General features: G+C 67.9%; 16 protein-coding genes and 2 riboswitches. Of the genes, 10 read left to right on the forward strand and 6 right to left on the reverse strand.

Translation table 11 applies throughout. The annotated features are described in order from the left end of the window. Positions 1-244: 244 nt before the first annotated feature. From H610_RS0119680 to H610_RS0119700, 5 genes are all read right to left on the reverse strand, one after another. Complete coding sequence (locus tag H610_RS0119680) at positions 245-1,312, reverse strand: putative urea ABC transporter substrate-binding protein (RefSeq protein WP_028241257.1); 1,068 nt, start codon at positions 1,310-1,312, stop codon at positions 245-247. Between the two features lie 22 nt (positions 1,313-1,334). Next, on the reverse strand, positions 1,335-2,264 hold the full coding sequence (locus H610_RS0119685) for a hypothetical protein (protein ID WP_408055008.1): 930 nt from the start codon (positions 2,262-2,264) through the stop codon (positions 1,335-1,337). Between the two features lie 5 nt (positions 2,265-2,269). Beyond that, positions 2,270-3,322 carry an isopenicillin N synthase family dioxygenase gene (locus tag H610_RS0119690; RefSeq protein WP_051231879.1) on the reverse strand — a complete coding sequence of 351 codons (1,053 nt, stop codon included), beginning with the start codon at positions 3,320-3,322 and terminating at the stop codon, positions 2,270-2,272. A gap of 246 nt (positions 3,323-3,568) precedes the next feature. After that, the gene (locus H610_RS0119695) at positions 3,569-3,970 is read right to left on the reverse strand and encodes a hypothetical protein (protein WP_028241260.1); all 402 of its coding nucleotides are present in this window, start codon (positions 3,968-3,970) and stop codon (positions 3,569-3,571) included. A gap of 241 nt (positions 3,971-4,211) precedes the next feature. Next, positions 4,212-4,433 (reverse strand): hypothetical protein, encoded by a 222-nt coding sequence (locus H610_RS0119700; protein WP_043239123.1) that lies wholly within the window; start codon positions 4,431-4,433, stop codon positions 4,212-4,214. A gap of 736 nt (positions 4,434-5,169) precedes the next feature. Here H610_RS0119700 and H610_RS0119705 point away from each other — a divergent pair. From H610_RS0119705 to atzF, 7 genes are all read left to right on the forward strand, one after another. Then, a complete protein-coding gene (locus H610_RS0119705) occupies positions 5,170-7,128 on the forward strand; it encodes a DNA topoisomerase III (protein ID WP_028241262.1) in 1,959 nt (652 codons plus the stop codon). 200 nt (positions 7,129-7,328) lie between these two features. Then, positions 7,329-7,429, forward strand: a riboswitch (guanidine-I (ykkC/yxkD leader). A gap of 148 nt (positions 7,430-7,577) precedes the next feature. Then, positions 7,578-8,393, forward strand: a complete 816-nt coding sequence (locus tag H610_RS0119710) for an ABC transporter permease (RefSeq protein WP_028241263.1) — start codon at positions 7,578-7,580, stop codon at positions 8,391-8,393. Between the two features lie 5 nt (positions 8,394-8,398). Then, positions 8,399-9,253: an ABC transporter ATP-binding protein gene (locus H610_RS0119715; protein ID WP_051231883.1), complete on the forward strand. Its 855-nt coding sequence runs from the start codon at positions 8,399-8,401 to the stop codon at positions 9,251-9,253. 2 nt (positions 9,254-9,255) lie between these two features. Next, on the forward strand, positions 9,256-9,984 hold the full coding sequence (locus H610_RS0119720; protein ID WP_028241265.1) for an urea amidolyase associated protein UAAP1: 729 nt from the start codon (positions 9,256-9,258) through the stop codon (positions 9,982-9,984). Between the two features lie 14 nt (positions 9,985-9,998). Then, complete coding sequence (locus H610_RS0119725; RefSeq protein WP_028241266.1) at positions 9,999-10,658, forward strand: urea amidolyase associated protein UAAP2; 660 nt, start codon at positions 9,999-10,001, stop codon at positions 10,656-10,658. Between the two features lie 265 nt (positions 10,659-10,923). Next, complete coding sequence (gene uca, locus H610_RS0119730; RefSeq protein ID WP_028241267.1) at positions 10,924-14,607, forward strand: urea carboxylase; 3,684 nt, start codon at positions 10,924-10,926, stop codon at positions 14,605-14,607. Between the two features lie 357 nt (positions 14,608-14,964). Continuing rightward, positions 14,965-16,767, forward strand: a complete 1,803-nt coding sequence (gene atzF / locus H610_RS0119735) for an allophanate hydrolase (RefSeq protein ID WP_028241268.1) — start codon at positions 14,965-14,967, stop codon at positions 16,765-16,767. 104 nt (positions 16,768-16,871) lie between these two features. Here the strand turns inward: atzF and H610_RS25210 are convergent, their stop codons facing one another. Continuing rightward, positions 16,872-17,408, reverse strand: coding sequence for an anti-virulence regulator CigR family protein (locus H610_RS25210; protein WP_043239127.1), 537 nt, complete (start codon positions 17,406-17,408; stop codon positions 16,872-16,874). Between the two features lie 279 nt (positions 17,409-17,687). Here H610_RS25210 and H610_RS0119750 point away from each other — a divergent pair, with 279 nt between their 5' ends. From H610_RS0119750 to H610_RS0119760, 3 genes are all read left to right on the forward strand, one after another. Then, the gene (locus tag H610_RS0119750) at positions 17,688-18,659 is read left to right on the forward strand and encodes an aldo/keto reductase (RefSeq protein ID WP_028241270.1); all 972 of its coding nucleotides are present in this window, start codon (positions 17,688-17,690) and stop codon (positions 18,657-18,659) included. Between the two features lie 831 nt (positions 18,660-19,490). Further along, positions 19,491-19,594: riboswitch (guanidine-I (ykkC/yxkD leader) on the forward strand. Positions 19,595-19,640: 46 nt separating this feature from the next. Continuing rightward, positions 19,641-20,648 (forward strand): ABC transporter substrate-binding protein, encoded by a 1,008-nt coding sequence (locus tag H610_RS0119755; protein ID WP_028241271.1) that lies wholly within the window; start codon positions 19,641-19,643, stop codon positions 20,646-20,648. Between the two features lie 45 nt (positions 20,649-20,693). Continuing rightward, on the forward strand, positions 20,694-21,725 hold the full coding sequence (locus H610_RS0119760) for a fatty acid desaturase family protein (RefSeq protein WP_028241272.1): 1,032 nt from the start codon (positions 20,694-20,696) through the stop codon (positions 21,723-21,725).

Consider the following 21,725-nt stretch of genomic DNA (forward strand, 5'->3'; position numbering starts at 1 on the left):
AATCCCGCGAGCGCCTGCACCGCTTTTGGATGGCGAGCACCAGGAATGGGCACCGCCCGGCCGGGCAGGGGCGCAGCGAAAGGCTTCGCCTTCGGCGGCACAGGCAGATCCAGTGGAGGTGAAGCGGAGAAAACGAACGGCGGCCCGGTGAAGACGGGCCGCCGACAGAGGCATGGCTTGCGAGCTGGCGCCCGCTCGCCTCAGAGCCCCGCCGCGTGACGGCGAGGCCTTGCATCGAGGTGGCTCAGAGCACGCCGTCCTGCGCCATCTTCACGTAGCGCGGGTCGAAGCGCAGCTTGACGTTGCTCTCGTCGCCCAGGGTGCTGCCGTCGGCGAACTGCATGCCGACCACGTCGGCGCTGGGCGCGCCTTCGCCGAGCAGGCCCTTGTCGAAGGAGAAGTCACGGACCTTTTCCATGGTTTCGCGCAGGGCCGGATCGCTGGCGAAGGCGAAGGCGCCGGCCGGATCGTAGAAGATGCGGGTCTTGGTCAGCTGCTGGTCGTAGCCGGCCAGGTCGGTGCCCGAGCGCTCGGCCATGAAGGTGCGCGCCTGGCGCGCGGCCTCGTCGTCGGCGCTCATCAGCGCGAGGGTTTCGAACCAGGCGCCGACCAGGGCCTTGCCCAGCGCCGGGTTGGCCTCGAGCACCTCGGTGTTCACCGCCATCATGTCGATGATCTCGCCGGGAATCTGCGAGGAGTCGAAGACCTCGGCGACGTCCGGCGCCTGCGCCTTGATCATGCTCAGCTGCGGGTTCCAGACCGCGGCGGCGGTGACGTCCGGGGTCATGAAGGCGGCGGCGATGTCGGCGTCGGAGGTGTTCATCACCGTCACGTCGCGTTCGGCCATGCCGTTCATGTCCAGCGCGCGGGCGAGCAGGTAATGCGACACCGACAGCTCCACCAGGTTGACCTGCTGGCCCTTGATGTCCGCCATCGTCTCGCCCTGCTTGAGCAGGATGGCGTCGTTGCCGTTGGAGTAGTCGCCGAGGATCAGCCCGGTGGTGTCCACGCCATTGGCCGCGGGGATGGTCAGCGCGTCCATGTTGGTCATGCCGCAGGCGTCGTAGGTGCCGGCGGTGAACTGGTTGATCGACTCGATGTAGTCGTTCAGCTGCACCAGCTCGATGTCGATGCCGTACTTGTCGGCCCACTTGTCGATGATCCCGTGCTCGGCGGCGTAGCCCCAGGGCATCCAGCCGGAATAGACGGACCAGGCGACCTTGAAGTCGGTTTTCTTTTCGGCGGCGAAGGCGCCGCTGGCCAGGCAGGCCGTGGCGGCCACCAGGGCCAGGGTGCGGAAGGCTTTGTTCATGGGTATCTCCGGAACGGCAGGATCAGTAGAGGGGCCGGGTGTAGCGCGTCAGGGTCGGAGCCTCGCGCTGGAACCAGGACGCGGCGTCGGCGCCGAAGCCGGTGGCCTGGGGGAAATCGAACACGGGCTCGAGGGTGTCGATGGCGAACAGCCGCTGGCAGGCGACGCCGCCGGCCTCGAAGCGCTGGCGCACCTGGCCCTCGCCCGCCGGCTCGAAGCCCTCGAGCGACAGCAGCGGCTGGCCGACGCGCCCGGGCCGGGTGGACAGGGCGACCTGGAAGCCATCCACCACGCTGCCGTGCGCCAGCGAAGTCTCGAAGGCGAACAGCGCGGCCAGCCGCTGGGCGTCGCCCGCCGCCTCGGCCACCCGCTCGCGCAGCATGCGGCCGTCTTCCTCGATCGGCTCGGGCCGCCCCAGCACCAGTGCGGCGTATCCGCCACAGACGATCAGCCCGCCGCCGCGATGGCGCAGCCGGCCGCTGTCCACTTCGCGCTCCTCGATCAGCCGCAGGCCGATCAGCGGCCCGGGCGCGGACGGCTGCAGGCGCCAGTCCTCGACGTAGGCGCCGCTGGGTGCGAACTCGATCATGCAGTTGCCGATGCGCGACAGCAGCGCCGGCTCCGGCCAGCGGTTGTGCAGTTGCAGGCTGGTGTCGCCGCGCCAGGCCAGACGCTCGCCGTCCCAGTGCGACAGCGCTTCCCAGCCTTCATGATTGGCCAGCACCTGCAGCTCGGCGGCGCTGTAGTCGGCCAGCGCGCGGGCCGGCACCTGGTCCTCGGCCAGCGGCAGGCGCAGGTCGATGGTGAAGTTGCGGCTCTGCACCCAGCAGACGTGGGTGTCCAGGTCCGTGTCGCCGTTGGCGAAGCTGATCGCCCGGCGCTTGTAGTAGCCGAGCATCCAGTCCGGCACGCTGGTGGCCGGGCGCCGGGCATGCCTTTCGGCCAGTTCCATCAGGTTCACGACTGCACCTCCTGTCGCGGTTGGTAGCCGAACGAGGACAGCCCCTTGCTGCCCTCCGGCAAGGTCAGTTCGCCGGACTCGAGCCGGCGTTTCAGGTAGCCGAAGGTCTGCGCGGTCTGGGCGAACAGGTGCTCGCCGCACACCAGCGGCTGGTAGCGGGACGGTGTGCCGGGGTCGAGCAGTTCGGCGACCGGCGCGACCAGGGTGTCGTAGTCCAGCGCGCAGAACAGCGGGAACGAGTAGCGCTCCTCGGCCACCTTGCGCACGCGGTGCGAGGTGGCGACGAAGGCGCCATTGCTGAGCAGCTCCAGCATGTCGCCGATGTTGATGACGAAGGCGCCCTCCACCAGCGGCACGTCGATCCACTCGCCGGCGCCGTTGAGCACCTCCAGCCCCGGCGCGGTGGGCAGCAGCACGGTGAAGCACTCGTAGTCGGTGTGCGCGCCGATGCCGGGGCGGTCCTGCGGCACGTCGGGGTCGTAGGGGTAATGCACCAGCCGCAGTTGGCTCGGCGGGTTGTTGACCTGGCGCAGGAAGGCGTCCTCGGCCAGCCCGAGGGCCAGGGCGAAGCCCCGGAACAGGCTGCGACTGAGCTCGAACACGGCGTCGTAGTAGGCCTTGATGGCCTCGCGGAAGCCGGGCAGGTCCGGCCACTGGTTGGCCCCGAGCATGGGCCGGCGCAGGTTCGGGTCGGCCGGTTCGAAGCCGAGGTCGTAGGCTTCCTTGTGGTCCACCGTGGCCGAGGCGAACTCCTCCTCCCCTTCCGGCACGTAGCCGCTGTGGTTGCTGGAGCGGCCGATGTAGTGACGCAGCTTGTACTCCAGCGGCTGGGCGAAGAACTCGGCGGTGGCGCGCTTGAGGCCCTCGATCAGCGCCGGATCGACGCCATGGCCGGTGATGTAGAAGAACCCCGCCTCGCGCGCCGCCTTGCCGAGCGCGCGGGCGGCGGCCTGGCGCTCCTCGGGAACGGATGACCTCAGCGGGGCGACGTCCACCAGCGGCAGGGTCTTGAAGGCGGTGTGCGGCGAACGGGAAACGGGCGGTGCCATGAAACCCTCCTGATTGCTCATGAAAGTTTCTGGCCGTCCAGAATCGTCTGGTGGCGGGCGCCACCCCGGGTCGTCCCGGAAAGAAGATGCGACTCGGCGAGTCGACGGTGAGACAGGCTGCAAATACGGGGCCAGCGGCTCGGAAGCGGCCTTATCCGGTTTACCGCCCCAGAAACAGGCGCCATGCCGCACTATCGCAGTGCATGCGCGGGCGAAGTGGCGCCACGAATGCCCACCCGACCGCTATCAGGCGTCGCGCAGCAGGTCGTGGGCATCCAGCAGGCGATAGGCGATTTCCGGCTGCTTCTGCAGGCCGCGACGTATCGCGGCGGGGATGGCCTGCCGGGTCTTGCGGCAGAGCCCCGGCAGCTCGGCGATCTCGATGCTGATGCCGCGCATGCTGCGCACCTCGCTGTGCCCGGGCGCGACCCGCAGGCGGATGCCGAGCTGCTCGTACATCCGCCGCTGCATGTGCTCGAGGTCGTCCAGGCTCGCCAGGCATTCCAGGCGTTCGAGCAGGCGCTTCTCCTCCTGCCGGGTCAGGCGCAGGATGCGCAGGTCCGCCCCCGGCTCGGCCAGCAACCGCTCGCGCCCGCAGTCGCAGGCGCCGGGTGGGCAGGGTTGGCGGATCGGAAGGGGCGCATTCATGGGCTCGGATCATAGCCATCCGGACGGGGCGTTGCCCATGGGCGCAGGCGATATCCGGCGCTCCGGTCGTCAGCTCGTTTGCAGGAGCGAGGGGAACGAAAGAGGAGAATCGACTGAGCAATCCCCGCGTGTCCGCCGTAGCGGGGATTGCTCGTTACGCGACCGTCCCGGGGCGAGCGCCGCTGGCATCCAGCACTTCCTGAGCGCCCGGTCCTGCTCCGGTGGGTCGCCTGGATTTGTATCAGGCCTTGCTCTCTATCGCTTTCAGGTGTTCTTCGCGGCGCATGGCGAGAACGTCGAACATGACGATCGTCACCAATGCAACCGACCCGACTTCGAAGGCGACAGCCCACATTCCCATCAGGCCAACGAACAGCATTGCGGCCGCGATGATTATCCCTATGCAATGCGCACAAAAGCGACCAAGTTCCAATGCAGCAATGACTTCTCTTTTATCGTGCATCTTCACCTCCACTCTTTTTGTTGTAATAAGTCGTGTGTAACCTGAGCCTAGCGCAGGGCGGCCGAGACGCAACGTCAAAACGACGTGCGGCACGTCTAGCGCGCGCATTACCGACTTTGCGCACCAAACTTGTGCTTATTTGGTCATTATTCGTTAAAGCTGGTCGGCAGACGGGAATTCGCAATGGCAATTCCTGTCGCAAAAAGAAGCACTCGGAAATCGGGTGCCACTAGTTCGCCAGCGATATCTCGCTCCAAAGTCTCTTCGAACCGTTTCGCTTGATATTTATCGCTCGCCCTCTTCGGGCAAGAGAAGTGCAAATAGCGATACGAATCGGTTCAACTTTACAAACTTGAGTAATCCCTGCCCAGCAAGGCAACCAGGGTCCCGGCGTTGCGCCCTGGATACCGGCCTGCGCCGGTACGACGAGCCCCTGCCAGTCCGTCGCCCCGGTGCAGGCCGGGGCCCAGGTGGCTTGCATCGAGCTCAGCCTGGCTCGGGACGGCAGGCACATAAGAACAGTCGAAGGGGTACATGGCGACCTAGCGAGCCGGCCTGCCCGCAGCCGAACCAGGTACAGCACGTATCCTGTGGGAGGCGCGACCTCGCGGCGACCCGGCCTGCCTCCAACGCATGAATGCTCACCGCAAAGCACTGGATATCCATACAGATTTTTCTTGCCGAATCGCGCCGCCATGCCCATGCTTGGCGGCAACCCCGACTCGACCTCCGCCGCATGCGTCTCTATCTCTGCGAAAAACCCTCACAGGCCAAGGACATCGCCCAGGTGCTCGGCGCCACCCGGCGCGGGGACGGCTGCTGGACCGGCAGCGGGGTGACGGTGACCTGGTGCATCGGCCACCTGCTCGAAACCGCCCCGCCGGATGCCTACGACGCCCGCTACAAACGCTGGGTGCTGGCTGACCTGCCGATCGTGCCGGGCCAGTGGAAGATGCAGGTCAAGGCCAAGACCGCCGGCCAGTACAAGGCGGTCAAGCGCCTGCTGGCCGAGGCCGGCGAGCTGGTGATCGCCACCGACGCCGACCGCGAGGGCGAGATGATCGCCCGCGAGCTGCTGGAGCATTGCCGCTACCGCGGGCCGATCCAGCGGCTGTGGCTGTCGGCGCTGGACGAGGCGTCGATCCGCAAGGCGCTCGCCGCGCTCAAGCCCGGTGCCGAGACCTTCAATCTCTACCATGCGGCGCTCGGTCGCTCGCGGGCCGACTGGCTGATCGGCATGAACATGAGCCGGCTGTTCACCCTGCTCGGCCGGCAGTCGGGCTACCAGGGCGTGCTCTCGGTGGGCCGGGTGCAGACGCCGACGCTGCGGCTGGTGGTCGACCGCGACCGCGCCATCGCCGATTTCGTGCCGGTGCCCTACTGGACCATCGAGGTGCAGTTGCTCGCCGAGGGCACGCCCTTCACCACGCAGTGGCGCGCCCCGGAGGACGCCTGCGACGAGCAGGGCCGCTGCCTGAAGCAGGCGCTGGCGCAGCAGGCCGCCGAGGCCATGCGCGCCGCCGGCCAGGCGCAGCTGGTGAGCCTGAAGACCGAGCGCATGCGCGAGGCCGCGCCATTGCCGTTCGACCTGGGCACGCTGCAGGAAGTCTGCTCGAAGAAGCTCGGCCTCGGCGCGCAGGAAACGCTGGACATCGCCCAGGCGCTCTACGAGACCCACAAGCTGATCACCTACCCACGCAGCGACTGCGGCTACCTGCCGCTCAGCCAGCATGGCGAGGCGCCGGCCATTCTCGCCGCCCTGCGCCGCGCCGATCCGTCGCTCGCGCCGCTGGAGGCGCACCTCTCGCCGAGCCGCAAGTCACGCGCCTGGAACGACGCCAAGGTCGGCGCCCACCACGGCATCATCCCCACCGCCGCGGCGCAGGCGTTCGAACGGCTGAGCGGCAGGCCCCGCGCCGTCTACCAGCTGATCCGCGCGCGCTACCTGGCGCAGTTCCTGCCGACCCACGAATACGATCGCACCCAGGCCGACTTCGACTGCGCCGGCCAGGCGCTGCGTGCGGTCGGCAGGCAGATCGTCGAACCCGGCTGGAAGCGCGCCCTGCCGGAAGCGCTGGCCCCGGCCAAGGGGCGTGACGCACCACCGGCGCAGACGCTCCCGCCCCTGCGCCAGGGGCAGCGCTGCGAGGTCGGGCAGGTGAACCTGAAGGACCTGCTCACCCAGCCGCCGAAGCCCTACACCGAAGGCGACCTGATCAAGGCGATGAAGAACGTCGCCAAACTGGTCGAAGACCCGCGCCTGAAGCAGAAGCTCAAGGACACCACCGGCATCGGCACCGAGGCCACCCGCGCCAGCATCATCCAGGGGCTGCTCGACCGCGGCTACCTGACCAAGCAGGGCAAGGCGCTGGCCGCCACTCCGGCGGCCTTCGGCCTGATCGACGCCGTGCCGCGCCCGATCGCCGATCCGGGCACCACCGCCATCTGGGAACAGGCGCTGGACATGGTGCAGGACGGCGAGATGCCGCTGGAGGAGTTCGTCGCCAAGCAATCGGCCTGGATGAGCCGGCTGGTGGAGCGCTGCGCCGGCCTGCGCCTGACCATCAGTGGCCCGCCCCTGACGCCCGGCCGCGGCGGCAAGCCGTGGAAGAAGAAGCGCGCTGCCGGCCGTGCGGCCGCCACGAAGAAATCCGCAGGCGACCGCAAGCGCGCGCCCGCCGCGCGGACGCGCTGAGCGCACCACATCGAAGCACAACAGCACCATATAGGTGCGATTCGGTTTTGTAGGAGCAGGCTCTGCCTGCGACCACACCCATGCCGAATCGCCCGAGGTCGCAGGCAGAGCCTGCTCCTACGTCAATCGAACGAAGCTGGCCCGGCTATTGCAAAACCCTTGGCGTAGGACGCTGCAGTTCATGGAATGAACACCCAGATCCAATGGCCGACTAGGGTTCCGGCTCGTCGTTGACGAGTGGCTGGTCCGAGAGTCGGCGACCTCCAGCGAGGTTACACGGCGGGATAAAAGCCCGGGAGAACGCGCTTCGAAGGAATCGCGCAGCTCCTGACGCCCTGTTGAACCCTGGAGGACCCCATGCGCCAGTCGCCCCTTGCGCCGCTCGCGGCAAATCCCCCAAGCGACTCGCTCCGCCCGGCTGCCGACAGCCGTACCGCGGAGGGCTTCGCATGCGCCTGATCAATCGCCGTCCCGGACGGGCGGGCTGGACCATGCTGGTCATCCTGCCGTTCGCCCTGCTGCTGTTCGCCTACCTGGCCGGTTCGGCCAGCCGCCTGGCGGAGAACCCCAACGACAAGCTGCTGCCCAGCGCCGCGCAGATGGCCGACGCCGTCGAACGCATGGCCTTCACGCCGGACAAGCGCAGCGGCGACTACCTGCTCTGGCAGGACACCGCCTCCAGCCTCAAGCGCCTCGGCATGGGCCTGGGCATCGCCGCCCTCGCCGGCCTCTGCCTCGGCATCGCCGCCGGCACCCTGCCGCTGTTCGGCGCACCGCTGTCGCCCTTGCTCACCGTGCTGTCGATGGTGCCGCCGCTGGCGATCCTGCCGATCCTGTTCATCGTCTTCGGCCTCGGCGAACTGGCCAAGGTGATGCTGATCGTCATCGGCGTCACCCCGGTGCTGGCGCGCGACCTCGAACAGCAGGCGCGGCAGATCCCGCAGGAACTGCTGATCAAGGCGCAGACCCTGGGCGCCAACACCTGGACGCTGATCCTGCGCGTGGTGCTGCCGCAGCTGCTGCCGCGCCTGCTGATCGCCCTGCGCCTGGTGCTCGGCTCGGCCTGGCTGTTCCTCATCGCCTCGGAGGCCATCGCCTCCACCGACGGCCTCGGCTATCGCATCTTCCTGGTCCGCCGCTACCTGGCGATGGACGTGATCCTGCCCTACGTCATCTGGATCACCTTCCTCGCCTGGACGATGGACCTCGGCCTGCGCCAGCTCACCCGGCTGTGCTTCCCCTGGTACGAAGGAGCCAAGGCATGAGCGACATGAACAGCGCAGCGGCCGCGAGGGCGACCCTGGCGGATCGAGCGGCGTGCAACCCGTCTTTCATAGAAGTGAAGAACGTCTGGCAGGAATACGGCGACCAGGTGGTGCTCGAGCGCCTGAACCTGTCGGTGGCCGAAGGCGAGTTCTGCACCCTGGTCGGCGCGTCCGGCTGCGGCAAGTCCACCTTCCTGCGCATGCTGCTCGGCCAGGAACGCCCCAGTCGCGGGCAGATCCTGCTCGACGGCCAGCCGCTGGCGCACGAGCCGGACGCCAGCCGCGGTGTGGTGTTCCAGCGTTATTCGGTGTTCCCGCACCTGTCGGTGCTGAACAACGTCGCCCTCGGCCTGGAACTGCCGCGCGCCCCGCTGCTCGGCCGGCTGTTCGGCGGCGCCCGCCGCGAGGCCCGCGAGCAGGCCCGCGCGATCCTGCGGAAGGTCGGCCTCGGCGCCTCGCTGGACAAGTACCCGGCACAGCTGTCCGGCGGCATGCAGCAGCGCCTGGCGATCGCCCAGGCGCTGATCATGAAGCCGCGCGTGCTGCTGCTCGACGAACCCTTCGGCGCGCTCGACCCAGGCATCCGCAAGGACATGCATGGCCTGCTGCTGGAGCTGTGGCACGAGACCCGGCTGACCGTGTTCATGGTCACCCACGACCTCTCCGAGGGCTTCACCCTGGGCACCCGCATCCTGGTGTTCGACAAGCCCCGGCACGACCCGCACGCCCCGGGCGCCTTCGGCGCGCGCATCACCTACGACATCCCGCTCAACGAAGACCGCCGCGCCGCCCGCGCCGCCGTCGCGACCCTGCCGGCGCACCTCGCCGGCGCTTTGAACGCCGCACATCAAGGAGCCTGACCATGAGTGCATCCCTCACCCTCGCCCCCTCGCTCTACGAGGAAACCGTTCCCGGTGGCGGACACACCTCGTTCGTCCTCAAGCGCGGCCAGCTGCTGCGCGTCACCGATCTCGAAGGCGGCGCCAACGTCAGCCTGCTGATGTTCAACGCCCAGGAGAAAAGCGAGCGCCTGAACCTGCCGGACACCCTCAAGTGCCAGCACACCGCCAAGCTCACCGCCGGCCACTGCCTGTATTCGGACATGGGCCGGGTGCTGGCCTGCATCACCGCTGACAGCTGCGGCTGGCATGACAGCTTCGGCGGCGTGTTGTCGGCCGACGAGGTGAAGGAGAAGTACGGCGAAGGCCGCTACCAGGAGTTGCGCAACGGCTTCTTCCGCAACGGCGTGGACAACCTGCTGGTGGAAATGGGCAAGTGGGACCTGAACCTGCAGGACCTGCTGATGACCCTCAACCTGTTCAGCAAGGTGACCGTGGACGCCGACGGCAGCTTCGCCTTCCAGCCCGGCAACAGCAAGGCCGGCGACCATGTCGAGCTGTACGCGCCGATGGACACGCTGGTGGTGCTCACCGCCCTGCAACACCCGATGGACCCGAACCCGGCCTACGCGCCCAAGCCGGTGCAGCTCACCTGGAAGAAGGTCGAGAGCGACGGCGTCACCGTGCTCTGCCGCACCTCGCGCCCGGAAAACGGACGCGGCTTCCACAACACCGAACGGCTTTACATCTGAGGAGGGGTGCCGACATGACCATCCACGAAAGCAACCTGCATCCCGAAACCGCCGTCTTCCGCCATGAGATCCCGGCGGGCGAGCCCTACCTGTTCGAGGTCAAGGCCGGCCAGACCCTGCGCCTGCTCGACCTGGAAGGCAACCAGGCGATCGACACCCTGTTCTTCGCCGCGAACAACCCGCGCGAGCGCTTCGACCCGCAGCGCACCCTGCGCCGGCAGAACAAGGTCTACCTCACCACCGGCACGGTGCTCTATTCCAACCTCGGCAACCCGTTGCTGACCATAGTCGCCGACACCTGCGGCCGCCACGACACCCTGGGCGGCGCCTGCGCGCAGGAAAGCAACACGGTGCGCTACGCCCTGGACAAGCGCTACATGCACAGCTGCCGCGACAACTTCCTGCGCGCCAGCCTGCACGACGGCCGCCTGAGCAAGCGCGACATCGGCGCCAACATCAACTTCTTCATGAACGTACCGGTCACCCCAGAAGGCGGCCTGACCTTCGAGGACGGCATCTCCGCCCCCGGCAAGTACGTGGAGCTGAAGGCCGAGCAGGACGTGATCGTGCTCATCTCCAACTGCCCGCAACTGAACAACCCGTGCAATGGCTGGAATCCGACCCCGGCCGAAGTGCTGGTGTGGGAAACGGCCGAGAAGAGCGCTGAAGGCTAGAAGGCTGGAGGAAAGAGCCAGGCACTCCACGTAGGGTGGGCTTCAGCACCGTAGGGTGGGCTTCAGCCCACCAGAATCATGTTGATGCCTTTGGTGGGCTTAAGCGGAACGCCGCCCGGCCCACCCTGCGAGCTGAGGCAGAGCGAAACGCTTTTTCCGTCCAGCCTCCAGCCTCAAGCGCCTTTCACCAGCTTTCCAGCCCCGGACGACCGGGGCATCGACCGAATGACGGCGGGACGGCCCGCCACCCCATGGGGATTCCCTCATGTTCGACAAACTCCTGATCGCCAACCGCGGCGCCATCGCCTGCCGCATCCTGCGCACCTTGAAGGCGCTCGACTGCCAGGGCGTGGCCGTCTACTCCGAGGCCGATGCCGCCAGCCTGCACATCCAGCAGGCCGACGAGGCGCACAGCCTGGGCGAGGGCCCGGCCGCGCAGACCTACCTGGTGGTGGAGAAGATCCTCGGCATCGCCCGGGAAACCGGCGCCAGGGCCATCCACCCGGGCTACGGCTTCCTCTCCGAGAACGCCGCCTTCGCCGAAGCCTGCGAAGCGGCCGGCATCGCCTTCGTCGGCCCTACCCCGGAGCAGTTGCGGGTGTTCGGCCTGAAGCACACCGCCCGCGCGCTGGCCAGGCAGCACGGCGTGCCGATGCTCGAAGGCACCGAGCTGCTGGAAGACCTCGACGCCGCACTGAAGGCGGGCGAGGACGTGGGCTACCCGGTGATGCTCAAGAGCACCGCCGGCGGTGGCGGCATCGGCATGCGCGTCTGCCGCTCGGCCGCCGAGCTGGCTGACGCCTTCGAGGCGGTCAAGCGCCTGGGGCAGAACAATTTCAGCGATTCCGGCGTATTCATCGAAAAATACATCCAGCGCGCCCGCCACCTGGAAGTGCAGGTGTTCGGCGACGGCCAGGGCGAGGTGATCGCCCTCGGCGTGCGCGACTGCTCGGTGCAGCGGCGCAACCAGAAGGTGCTGGAGGAAACCCCGGCCCCGAACCTGCCGGCCGGCATGGCCGAAGCGCTGTGCGCGGCGGCGATCAAGCTGGCCAAGGCGGTCAGCTACCGCAGCGCCGGCACCGTCGAGTTCGTCTACGACAGCGAGGCCGAGCGCTTCTACTTCCTCGAGGTGAACACCCGCCTGCAGGTCGAGCACGGCGTCACCGAGCAGGTCTGGGGCGTCGACCTGGTGCGCTGGATGATCGAGCTGGCTGCTGGCGACCTGCCGCCGCTGGCCGAGCTGGTCCATGGGTTGCAGCCGAGGGGCCATGCCATCCAGGCGCGGCTCTATGCCGAGGACCCGGGCCGCGACTTCCAGCCGAGCCCGGGCCTGCTGACCGCCGTGGACTTTCCCGAGACCGACGGCCAGGCACTGCGCATCGACACCTGGGTCGAGGCCGGCTGTGAGATCCCGCCTTACTTCGACCCGATGATCGCCAAGCTCATCACCTGGGCGCCGAGCCGCGACGAGGCGCGCACCGCCCTCGACCAGGCACTGGCCGACAGCCTGCTCTACGGCGTGGAAACCAACCGCGACTACCTGCGGCAGATCCTCGCCTACGCGCCCTTCGCCGAAGGCTCGCCCTGGACCCGCTGCCTGGAAGGCCTGAGCTACCGCGCCAGCACCTTCGAGGTGCTCGCCGCCGGTACCCAGACCAGCGTGCAGGACTTTCCCGGCCGCCTCGGCTACTGGGCCGTGGGCGTGCCGCCGTCGGGGCCGATGGACAGCCGCGCGCTGCGCCTGGGTAACGCCCTGCTGGGCAACGCGCCCGATGCGGCCGGCCTGGAAATCACCATGAGCGGGCCACTGCTGCGCTTCAACACCGACGCCGTGGTGGCGGTGACCGGCGCCGAGATCCCGCTGAAGCTGGACGACGCCCCGCAGCCGATGTGCACGGCGATCCGGGTCAGGGCCGGCAGCACCCTGGCGCTGGGCACTATCGCCGGCAGCGGTGCACGCTCGTATCTTGCCGTGCGCGGCGGCCTCCAGGTGCCGGACTACCTCGGCAGCAAGAGCACCTTCACCCTCGGCCAGTTCGGCGGCCATGCCGGCCGCGCCCTGCGCGCCGGCGACGTGCTGCACGTCCCGCCGCTGGCCGACGACAGCGCCGGTGCCAGCCTGCCCGTGGAACTCTGTCCGGCGCTACCGGCGGTGCGCGAACTCCGGGTGATCTACGGCCCGCACGGCGCACCGGAATACTTCACCGAAGGCTATATCGAGACCTTCTTCGCCACCGACTGGGAGGTGCACTTCAACTCCAGCCGCACCGGCGTGCGCCTGATCGGCCCGAAACCCGAGTGGGTACGCGAGAGCGGCGGCGAGGCCGGCCTGCATCCGTCGAACATCCATGACAACCCCTACGCCATCGGCGCGGTGGACTTCACCGGCGACATGCCGGTAATCCTCGGCCCGGACGGCCCGAGCCTGGGCGGCTTCGTCTGCCCAGTGACCATTATCGAGGCCGACCTCTGGCAGCTCGGCCAGCTCAAGGCCGGTGATAAGGTGCGCTTCGTGCCCGTGGACTTGGCGACCGCGCGGGTGCTGGCCAAGGTGCTGGATGAGGAGGTGATGCTTGCCCCTCACCCTAGCCCTCTCCCCGAGGGGGAGAGGGCATGTACGGAGCTGGCCTCGGCACAATCGACCCCCTCTCCCCTCCGGGGAGAGGGCGGGGGTGAGGGGAACCTGGCACCGCGCCTCACCTCCCCCATCATCCTCGACCTCGGCCAGGCCGACACCCGCCTGGTGGCGCGCCTGTCCGGCGACACCCACCTGCTGCTGGAGATCGGCCAGCCGGAGCTCGACCTGGTGCTGCGCTTCCGTGGCCATGCCTTGATGCAGACGCTGGAGGCGAAGCACCTGGATGGGGTGATCGACCTGACGCCTGGGATTCGTTCATTGCAGGTCCACTACCAGCCGGAAACCCTGCCGCTGCAGACGCTGCTCGACACCGTCGCCGGCCTGTGGGATGCGGTGTGCTCGGCGCAGGACCTGAAGGTCCCCTCGCGCATCGTCCACCTGCCGCTGTCCTGGGACGACCCGGCCTGCCAGCTGGCGATCGAGAAGTACATGACCACGGTGCGCAAGGACGCGCCCTGGTGCCCGAGCAACCTGGAGTTCATTCGCCGCATCAACGACCTACCCAATCTCGACGAGGTCTATCGCACCGTGTTCGAGGCCAGCTACCTGGTGATGGGCCTGGGCGACGTCTACCTCGGCGCGCCGGTGGCCACCCCGCTCGACCCGCGCCACCGCCTGGTCACCACCAAGTACAACCCGGCGCGCACCTGGACCGCGGAAAACTCCGTAGGCATCGGCGGTGCCTACATGTGCGTCTACGGCATGGAAGGTCCCGGCGGTTACCAGTTCGTCGGCCGCACCCTGCAGATGTGGAACCGCTACCGCGAAGTCGAGGCCTTCGGCGGCCAGCCCTGGCTGCTGCGCTTCTTCGATCAGATCCGCTTCTACCCGGTCTCGGCGGACGAGCTGCTGAAGATCCGCCGAGACTTCCCGCTGGGCCGCTATCCGCTGAAGATCGAGGAGACCGAGCTGCGGCTGTCCGACTACCAGGCCTTCCTCGACCGCGAGGCCGAGGGCATCGCCGCCTTCCGCCAACAGCAGCGCGCCGCCTTCGACGCCGAGCGCCAGCGTTGGATCGAATCCGGCCAGGCGCATTTCGAGAGCGAGGAAGTCGCCCTCGAACTCGGCGAGGACGCTCCGCTGGGCGCCGGCGAGCACGGCATCGAGAGCCACATCGCCGGCAACCTCTGGCAGGTACAGGTGGAACCGGGCGCGACGGTCGCGGCCGGCGACGTGCTGGTCATCCTCGAGAGCATGAAGATGGAAATCCCCCTCACCGCGCCGGTCGGCGGGGTGGTGAAGGAGGTCCGCGTGCAACCCGGCTCGCCCGTGCGCGCCGGCCAGCGCGTGGTGGTGATCGAGGAAGCCTGATGAACGCATCCGGCTGCCCGTCCCCTCACCCTCACCCTAACCCTCTCCCCAGAGGGGAGAGGGGATGGTCCGGCGTGACGCATGGATACGGTGTCCGGCCGCCTCGGCGGGCTGAAGCCCACCCTACGTACGAGAGAAAGAAATAGTCCGGCACGGTACCGAGTGAAGCCCACACCCAACCGACGAACGACACCGAACAACCCCCTCGCCCCTTTGGGGAGAGGGCTGGGGTGAGGGGAAACAGACAACCCTAGGGTGGATCACGCTTCACCGATCCACCAACCGGCCCGCAGGGCCGGCCCGAACATCAACGGTGGAAAAGGCTGCGCCGTTTTCCACCCTACGAAGGACACGAGCATGAACGACACATTCGACCTGCGCCTCGACACCCTGCGCGCCGCCTATGCCGCCGGTGAAACCACCCCGCGCCGGCTGATCGCCGAACTGCGCGAGAGGGCCGCCGCCCTCAATCCCGAATTCAAGCTGTTCATCCATCTGCTGACGGCGGAAGAGCTGGAGCCCTACCTCGCCGCGCTGGACGGCAAGTCGCCCGCCGAGCTGCCGCTCTACGGCATCCCCTTCGCCATCAAGGACAACATCGACCTGGCCGGCATCCCCACCACCGCCGCCTGCCCGGCCTTCGCCTACACCCCGGACGCCAGCGCCACCCTCGTCGAGCAACTGATCGCCCTCGGCGCCGTGCCGCTGGGCAAGTGCAACCTCGACCAGTTCGCCACCGGCCTCAACGGCACCCGCTCGCCCTACGGCGAATGCCGCAACAGCGTGCACCCGGACTACCCGTCCGGCGGCTCCAGCGCCGGTTCCTCGCTGGCCGTGGCGCTGGGCGTCGCGAGCTTCGCGCTGGGCACCGACACCGCCGGCTCAGGCCGGGTGCCGGCGGCGCTGAACAACCTGGTGGGCCTCAAGGCCAGCAAGGGCCTGATCTCCACCGCCGGCGTGGTGCCGGCCTGCCGCACGCTCGATTGCGTCACCTACTTCACCGCCACGGCGGCCGAGGCCAGCCAGCTGCTGGCGCTCACCGCACGGCTCGACCCGCGCGACGAATACAGCCGCGCCAACCCGGCGTGGAACGACGGCTCGGCCTTCGGCAAGGTGACGAGCTTCCGCTTCGGTGTTCCGACGAACCTGGAATTTCTCGGCTGCCCGGAAAGCCCCGCGCTGTTCTCTGCCACCGTCGAGCAACTGAAAGCCCTCGGCGGCGAGCCGGTGGAAATCGACTTCGGGCCCTTCCTCGAGGCCGCGCGCCTGCTCTACGAAGGCCCCTGGGTCGCCGAGCGCTACAGCGTCGCCGGCGAGCTGATCGAGCAGCAGCCCGACGCCGTGCTGCCGGTGATCCGCGCCGTGCTGGAGAAGGCGCCCGGCACCACCGCCGTGCAGCTGTTCCGCGCGCAGTACCGCCTGCAGCAGCTCAAGGCGATCTGCGACCGGATCATGGCCGAGGTGGATTGCGTGCTGACCCCGGCCTACCCGCGTCCGGTGACCCTGGACGAACTGCATGCCGAGCCGGTCAAGCGCAACTCGGACCTGGGCTGGTACACCAACTTCATGAATATGCTGGACTACGCCGCGGTGGCGGTGCCGGCCGGCACGATGCGCAACGGCCTGCCCTGGGGCGTGACCCTGTTCGGCCGGGTGTTCACCGACCAGTACCTGCTGAGCCTGGCCGACGCCCTGCAGCGCCGGACTGCGCTGACGCTGATCGGCGGCAACGCCCTCGCCACCCCGGCGCCGACCGCGCCGGCGCGCAACGACCGCGCCCGGGTGGTGGTCTGCGGCGCTCACCTGGATGGTCTGCCGCTGAACTGGCAGCTGAAGCAGCGCGGCGGCCGCCTGCTCGAATCCACCCACAGCTCGCCGGACTACAGGCTCTACGCGCTGGCCGGCGGCCCGCCGCTACGCCCGGGCATGGTGCGTGTGATCGAGGGCGGTACGGCGATCGAGGTGGAAGTCTGGGACATTCCGAGCTCGGAGCTCGGTTCATTCCTCACCGGCATCCCGGCGCCGCTGGGCCTGGGCAAGGTGCAACTGGCCGACGGTCGCTGGGAAACCGGCTTCATCTGCGAGCCATACGGGCTGGATGGTGCGCAGGACATCACCGGGTTCGGCGGCTGGAAGGCCTGGCTGGCGCAACGGGGCTAGCGGGAACTGCTGGCACGGATAGAGGCGCCGCCGGCCGAGGCTGCGCCTCCCGTAGAGGCGGGCCAGCGCCTGCCTCTCTGCCCTGCCGGCAGCGCCTCACTCCGTCAGTTCAGCACACCGTTGAAGATGGCGTAGATGATCCCGGTCGTGACCGCCACCAACACCATGTCGCTGCCGACCCGGCGCCACTCATAGCCGTCGTATCTGGGCAGGCGGGCCAAGGTGGCATCAGGCAGACGTTTACCGTAGCCCTGGGGCAGGGGTTTGCCTTTGACCAGTTGTACATGGGCCGGCACCGGTCCCCCGCGTCCGATTTCGTTGCGGTGGTCACGCAGCGTCCTTTCCACCTGGCTCAGATCGGCAGGTGGACCCGACCGATTCGGCTGGGACCGTGTATCAGCCGGCTTGGCCTGCTGATGGTTGCTGCGGGCGTCGGCACCCGAGGACGGGTGTGCCTGTTGCGCCTTCTGCTGCTGCCCTTGCTGTTGCCGAGGCTGTTGCTGTTGCTGTTGCTGTTGCTGTTGTCGAGGCTGCCGGTCGTCCCCACGCTCTGGCTGCCCGCCGGGCGCGGCCAGTACCAGCGTGCTGCTCAGGCTCAAGGCAACGGCCAGGAGTCGTATCCGAAAGGTCGTTCTGCTCATGCTTACCTCGTCATGATCGATGTGAAATCGTGTCTTGTAGCGACACTGCGATGAAGTCTATTCGGGTAAGGGCTGTGTAAATGAATTCTTTACCCAACATTGCGCCAACCGTTACACAGACCACGGCCGTGCGGCATATGCATCATCTGACCCAAAAAAAGAAGCTCCGCAGCTGCCAGCGTCATGCCTCATATCGCTTCACCGGAACATCCCATCCCTGACGCTCTCCGATAGAGAGCCGCCCTCTCTGGCCGGCTCCCAGCATCCGAAGGAGGACCCATGCGAATCTCCCTGCCCCGAATCGGCCTCGGCGGTGCGCCGCTGGGCAACATGTTCCATCCAGTCAGCGAAGAAACCGCCGACGCCACCCTTGACGCCGCCTGGGAAGCCGGCTTCCGTTACTACGACGTCTCGCCGCACTACGGCGCCGGCCTGGCCGAGCAGCGCTTCGGCCGCCTGCTGAGCCGCAAGCCGCGCGACGAGTTCGTGCTCAGCACCAAGGTGGGACGCCTGCTGGAACCGGCGGACAAGCCGGAGAACGCCAAGCCCTTCGTCGACGAACTGCCCAACAAACGCGTGCCGGACTATTCCGCCGACGGCGCAAGACGCTCCATCGAGGACAGTCTCGAGCGCCTGGGCGTCGACCGGCTCGACGTGGTGTTCATCCACGACCTCTCCGAGGACCAGTGGGGCCCGCAGTGGCGCGACTACTTCACGCAGGCCATGCAGGGCGCGGCCAAGGAGCTCACGCAGTTGCGCGAGGAAGGCAGCATCCGCGGCTGGGGCCTGGGCGTGAACCTGGTCGAGCCGTGCCGCCTGGCGCTGGAGCAGAGCGACCCGGACGTGTTCCTGCTGGCTGGGCGCTACTCGCTGATCGAACACCACGAGGCGCTCGATACGTTGTTCCCGACGTGCCAGGAACGGGGCGTTGGCATCGTCGTCGGCGGCCCCTTCAACTCCGGCGTGCTGGCCGGCGGCAGCCACTACGAATACGACGAGATCCCGCCCGCGGTGCGCGACAAGAAGGCCCGGCTCGAAGCGGTGGCCGAACGCTTCGGCGTCGACCTGCGCAGCGCCGCCCTGCACTTCTGCCTGGCCAACCCGGTGGTGCTCTCGGCTATCCCCGGCACCGCCAACCCGCAGCGGCCGAAGCAGTACATGGACTACTTCAACGCTAGCGTGCCGGCCAACTTCTGGCGAGCGCTGAAGGATGAAGGCCTGCTGCGCGAGGACGTGCCGGTGCCCGCGTGATCGGCGCCGGTCGATGTTCGCGGTCAAGACCGCTTCCACAGGCATGAAGGCACGCGCTCCTGTAGGAGCGACCTCGGTCGCGAACCGGGCCGGCACGCAGCCGCGCACCGACACCGAACCAACCCCCTCTCCCTCCGGAGAGGGCCGGGGTGCGGGCCTGTGCATGCGCCCTCATCCGGCCCTGCGGGCCACCTTCTCCCAGGGGGAGAAGGGAAAGCGCGGCCGCCTGGAGCCCCCGGCGGTACCTGTAGGAGCAGGCTCTGCCTGCGACCTGGCGGGCATCGTTCGCGGTCAAGACCGCTTCCACAGGCATGCACGCACGCGCTCCTGTAGGAGCGACCTCGGTCGCGAACCGGGCCTGCCGCGCACCGACACCGAACCAACCCCCTCGCCCTCCGGAGAGGGCCGGGGTGCGGCCCTTGTGCACGCGCCCTCATCCGGCCCTGCGGGCCACCTTCTCCCAGGGGGAGAAGGGAAAGCGCGGCCGCCTGGAGCCCCCGGCGGTACCTGTAGGAGCAGGCTCTGCCTGCGACCTGGCGGGCGGCGGTCACACACAGGGTAATCGCCGGCTTGATTGGTGGGCTGAAGCCCACCCGTCGGTCTCTATCTCTAATGCCGAGCCGCCGGCACCATCCGGGAGCACGGCTCCCCATAAGGGCGCAGCCGACAGCCGCCGAGCGGCGCCGTCGTCGAGTCCCGTCTTGCCCGCAACCCCTTGAATCGCAACGCCTTGCCGGACGCTGGCGGGGAGATGGCACGCAACCTGCTCTGTCCTCCATGAACGGGATGAGTCGCCCTCGCGCCACTCATGACGGTACACACTGGAGCAACACCAAGGCGAACTAGGGTTCCGGTCTGCAGGACGCAGGCGCTGGTCCGAGAGTTCTCCGGCCCCAAGGATGCGGGCTACACGGCGGGATAAAAGCCCGGGAGACGCGATGTCATCCCGTGCCCGTTATTCCATCGTGAGGAGTCACGTCCATGTCAGTACCCGTGTTCCGTTCGCTGCGAAAGACCCTGATCGGCGCCACCCTGGCCGCCACCGCGCTGCTCGCGCCCTTCGCCAGCCAGGCGGCCGAGTCCCTGAAGATCGGCACCGTGGTCTGGGCCGGCTACGGGCCCTTCTACGTCGCCGACAAGAAAGGCCTGTTCAAGCCGCACGGGCTGGACGTGGAACTGCAATTCTTCAACGACCCCGCACTGATCCCCACCGCCATGGCCAGCCGCGCGCTGGACGGCGGCATGCTGACCTACGACCAGGTGGTCGCCTCGGTCGCCAAGGGCCTCAAGCACCGGGTAGTGATGCCCATCGACTTCTCCAACGGCGGCGACGCCATCGTCGCCGACGCTTCGATCAACTCGGTAACGGACTTCAAGGGCAAGAAGGTCGGCTACAACCCGCTGTCGCCCTCCGACTTCCTGCTTGCCTACGCGCTGCAACAGAACGGCATGAGCGAGAAGGACATCGTCCCGGTGAACATGACCCCCGAGGGCATTCCCGGCGCCATGGCGTCCGGCAGCCTGCCGGTGGGCGTGACCTACGAGCCGAACGTCTCGCAGATCCTCGGCATGGGCGACGGCAGCAAGTTCAAGGTGGTCTTCTCTTCCAAGGACGCTCCGGGCCTGATCACCGACGTGCTGGTGTTCGACGAGGCGGTGATCGCCAAGAAGCCGGCCGCGATCAAGGCGATGATCCAGGGCTACCTCGACGGCCTGGCCTACATGGAGCAGAACCCGGACGAATCCGCCGAGATCATCGGCCAGGTGCTCGGCGTCAGCGCCGACGAAGCCAAGGAGCAGATGGCCGGCGCGCACAACCTGACGCTCGACGAGATGCCCACCAGCTTCGCCTCGTCCGAAGAGACCAACTCCTTCCACGGCAGCGGCACCATCATCGCCAGGCTGCTCAAGGACAACGGCCAGATCCCGCAGATCCCGGACTTCACCCAGACCTACGACGCCCAGTTCGTCGAAGCGCTCGCCCAGTAAAACGTTCGCGGGCCGGCGCGGCGCCGGCCCCTTTCGGAGGTTGCCATGACCGCCACTGCCAAGAAGAAACCGCTGTTCCGCTACACCGACGGCCCCCTGCCCAACACCCTGGCGATGAGCTACACCCTGTTCGGCTACGTCGCCGGCGTGGCCCTGCTGTTCGTCGCCAACCCCTGGCTGAATGCGCTCGGTACCCTGCTGCTGGCGCACGCGATGGTCATCGCCGCCTACCTCATCCACGAATTCGCCCACGGCACCATCTTCAGCGTGCCGAAGCACAACCAGTGGGCCGGCAACGTCTGCAGCTGGATGGCCGGCAGCTGCTACGCCGAGTTCCAGGACCTGCGCAAGAAGCACATGCGCCACCACGTCGACCGCGCCGACGTCATCACCTTCGACAGCAAGGCCTTCCTCATGGCCCGCCCGGTCTGGGTGCGCAAGCTGGTGCTGGCGCTGGAATGGGCCTACGTGCCGGCGGTGGAGCTGATCATGCACGGGTACGTGATTGCCCTACCCTTCGTCACCGGTAACGAGAAGCACCGCGCCCGCCGCGGCCAGGTGGCGCTGATCTTCGCCCTGCGCACCGCGCTGTTCGCAATCGTCGGGCTGTTCTCGCTCAAGGCGCTGGTGCTCTATGCGGTGGCCTGGATGATCATGCTCACCGTGCTGCGCTTCGCCGACGCCTACCAGCACACCTACGACGCCTTCGCCGTGCTCGAGGAAGGCAGCGTGCCGGACGACAAGCCGCGCGACCGCGCCTACGAGCAGCAGAACACCTACAGCAACGTGGTCTCGGCACGCTGGCCGGTGCTCAACCTGCTGCTGCTCAACTTCAGCTTCCACAACGCCCACCACGAGAAGCCGGTGGCGCCCTGGTACCGCCTGCCGAAGCTGCACGAGGAGCTGTACGGCAGCACCTACAACCAGGTGATCCCGATGCGTCAGCTGCTCGCGCCCTTCCACCGCCATCGCTTGAAGCGCGTACTCAGCGACGACTACGGCGTGGTCAGCGAGGGCCCGAACAAGGCCGAGGGCTTCTACGGCGCCGTCGGCGTCTCCTTCCTGACGGCGGTGTGA

This window comes from Stutzerimonas azotifigens DSM 17556, assembly GCF_000425625.1.
GTDB classification, from domain to species: Bacteria; Pseudomonadota; Gammaproteobacteria; order Pseudomonadales; family Pseudomonadaceae; genus Stutzerimonas; species Stutzerimonas azotifigens.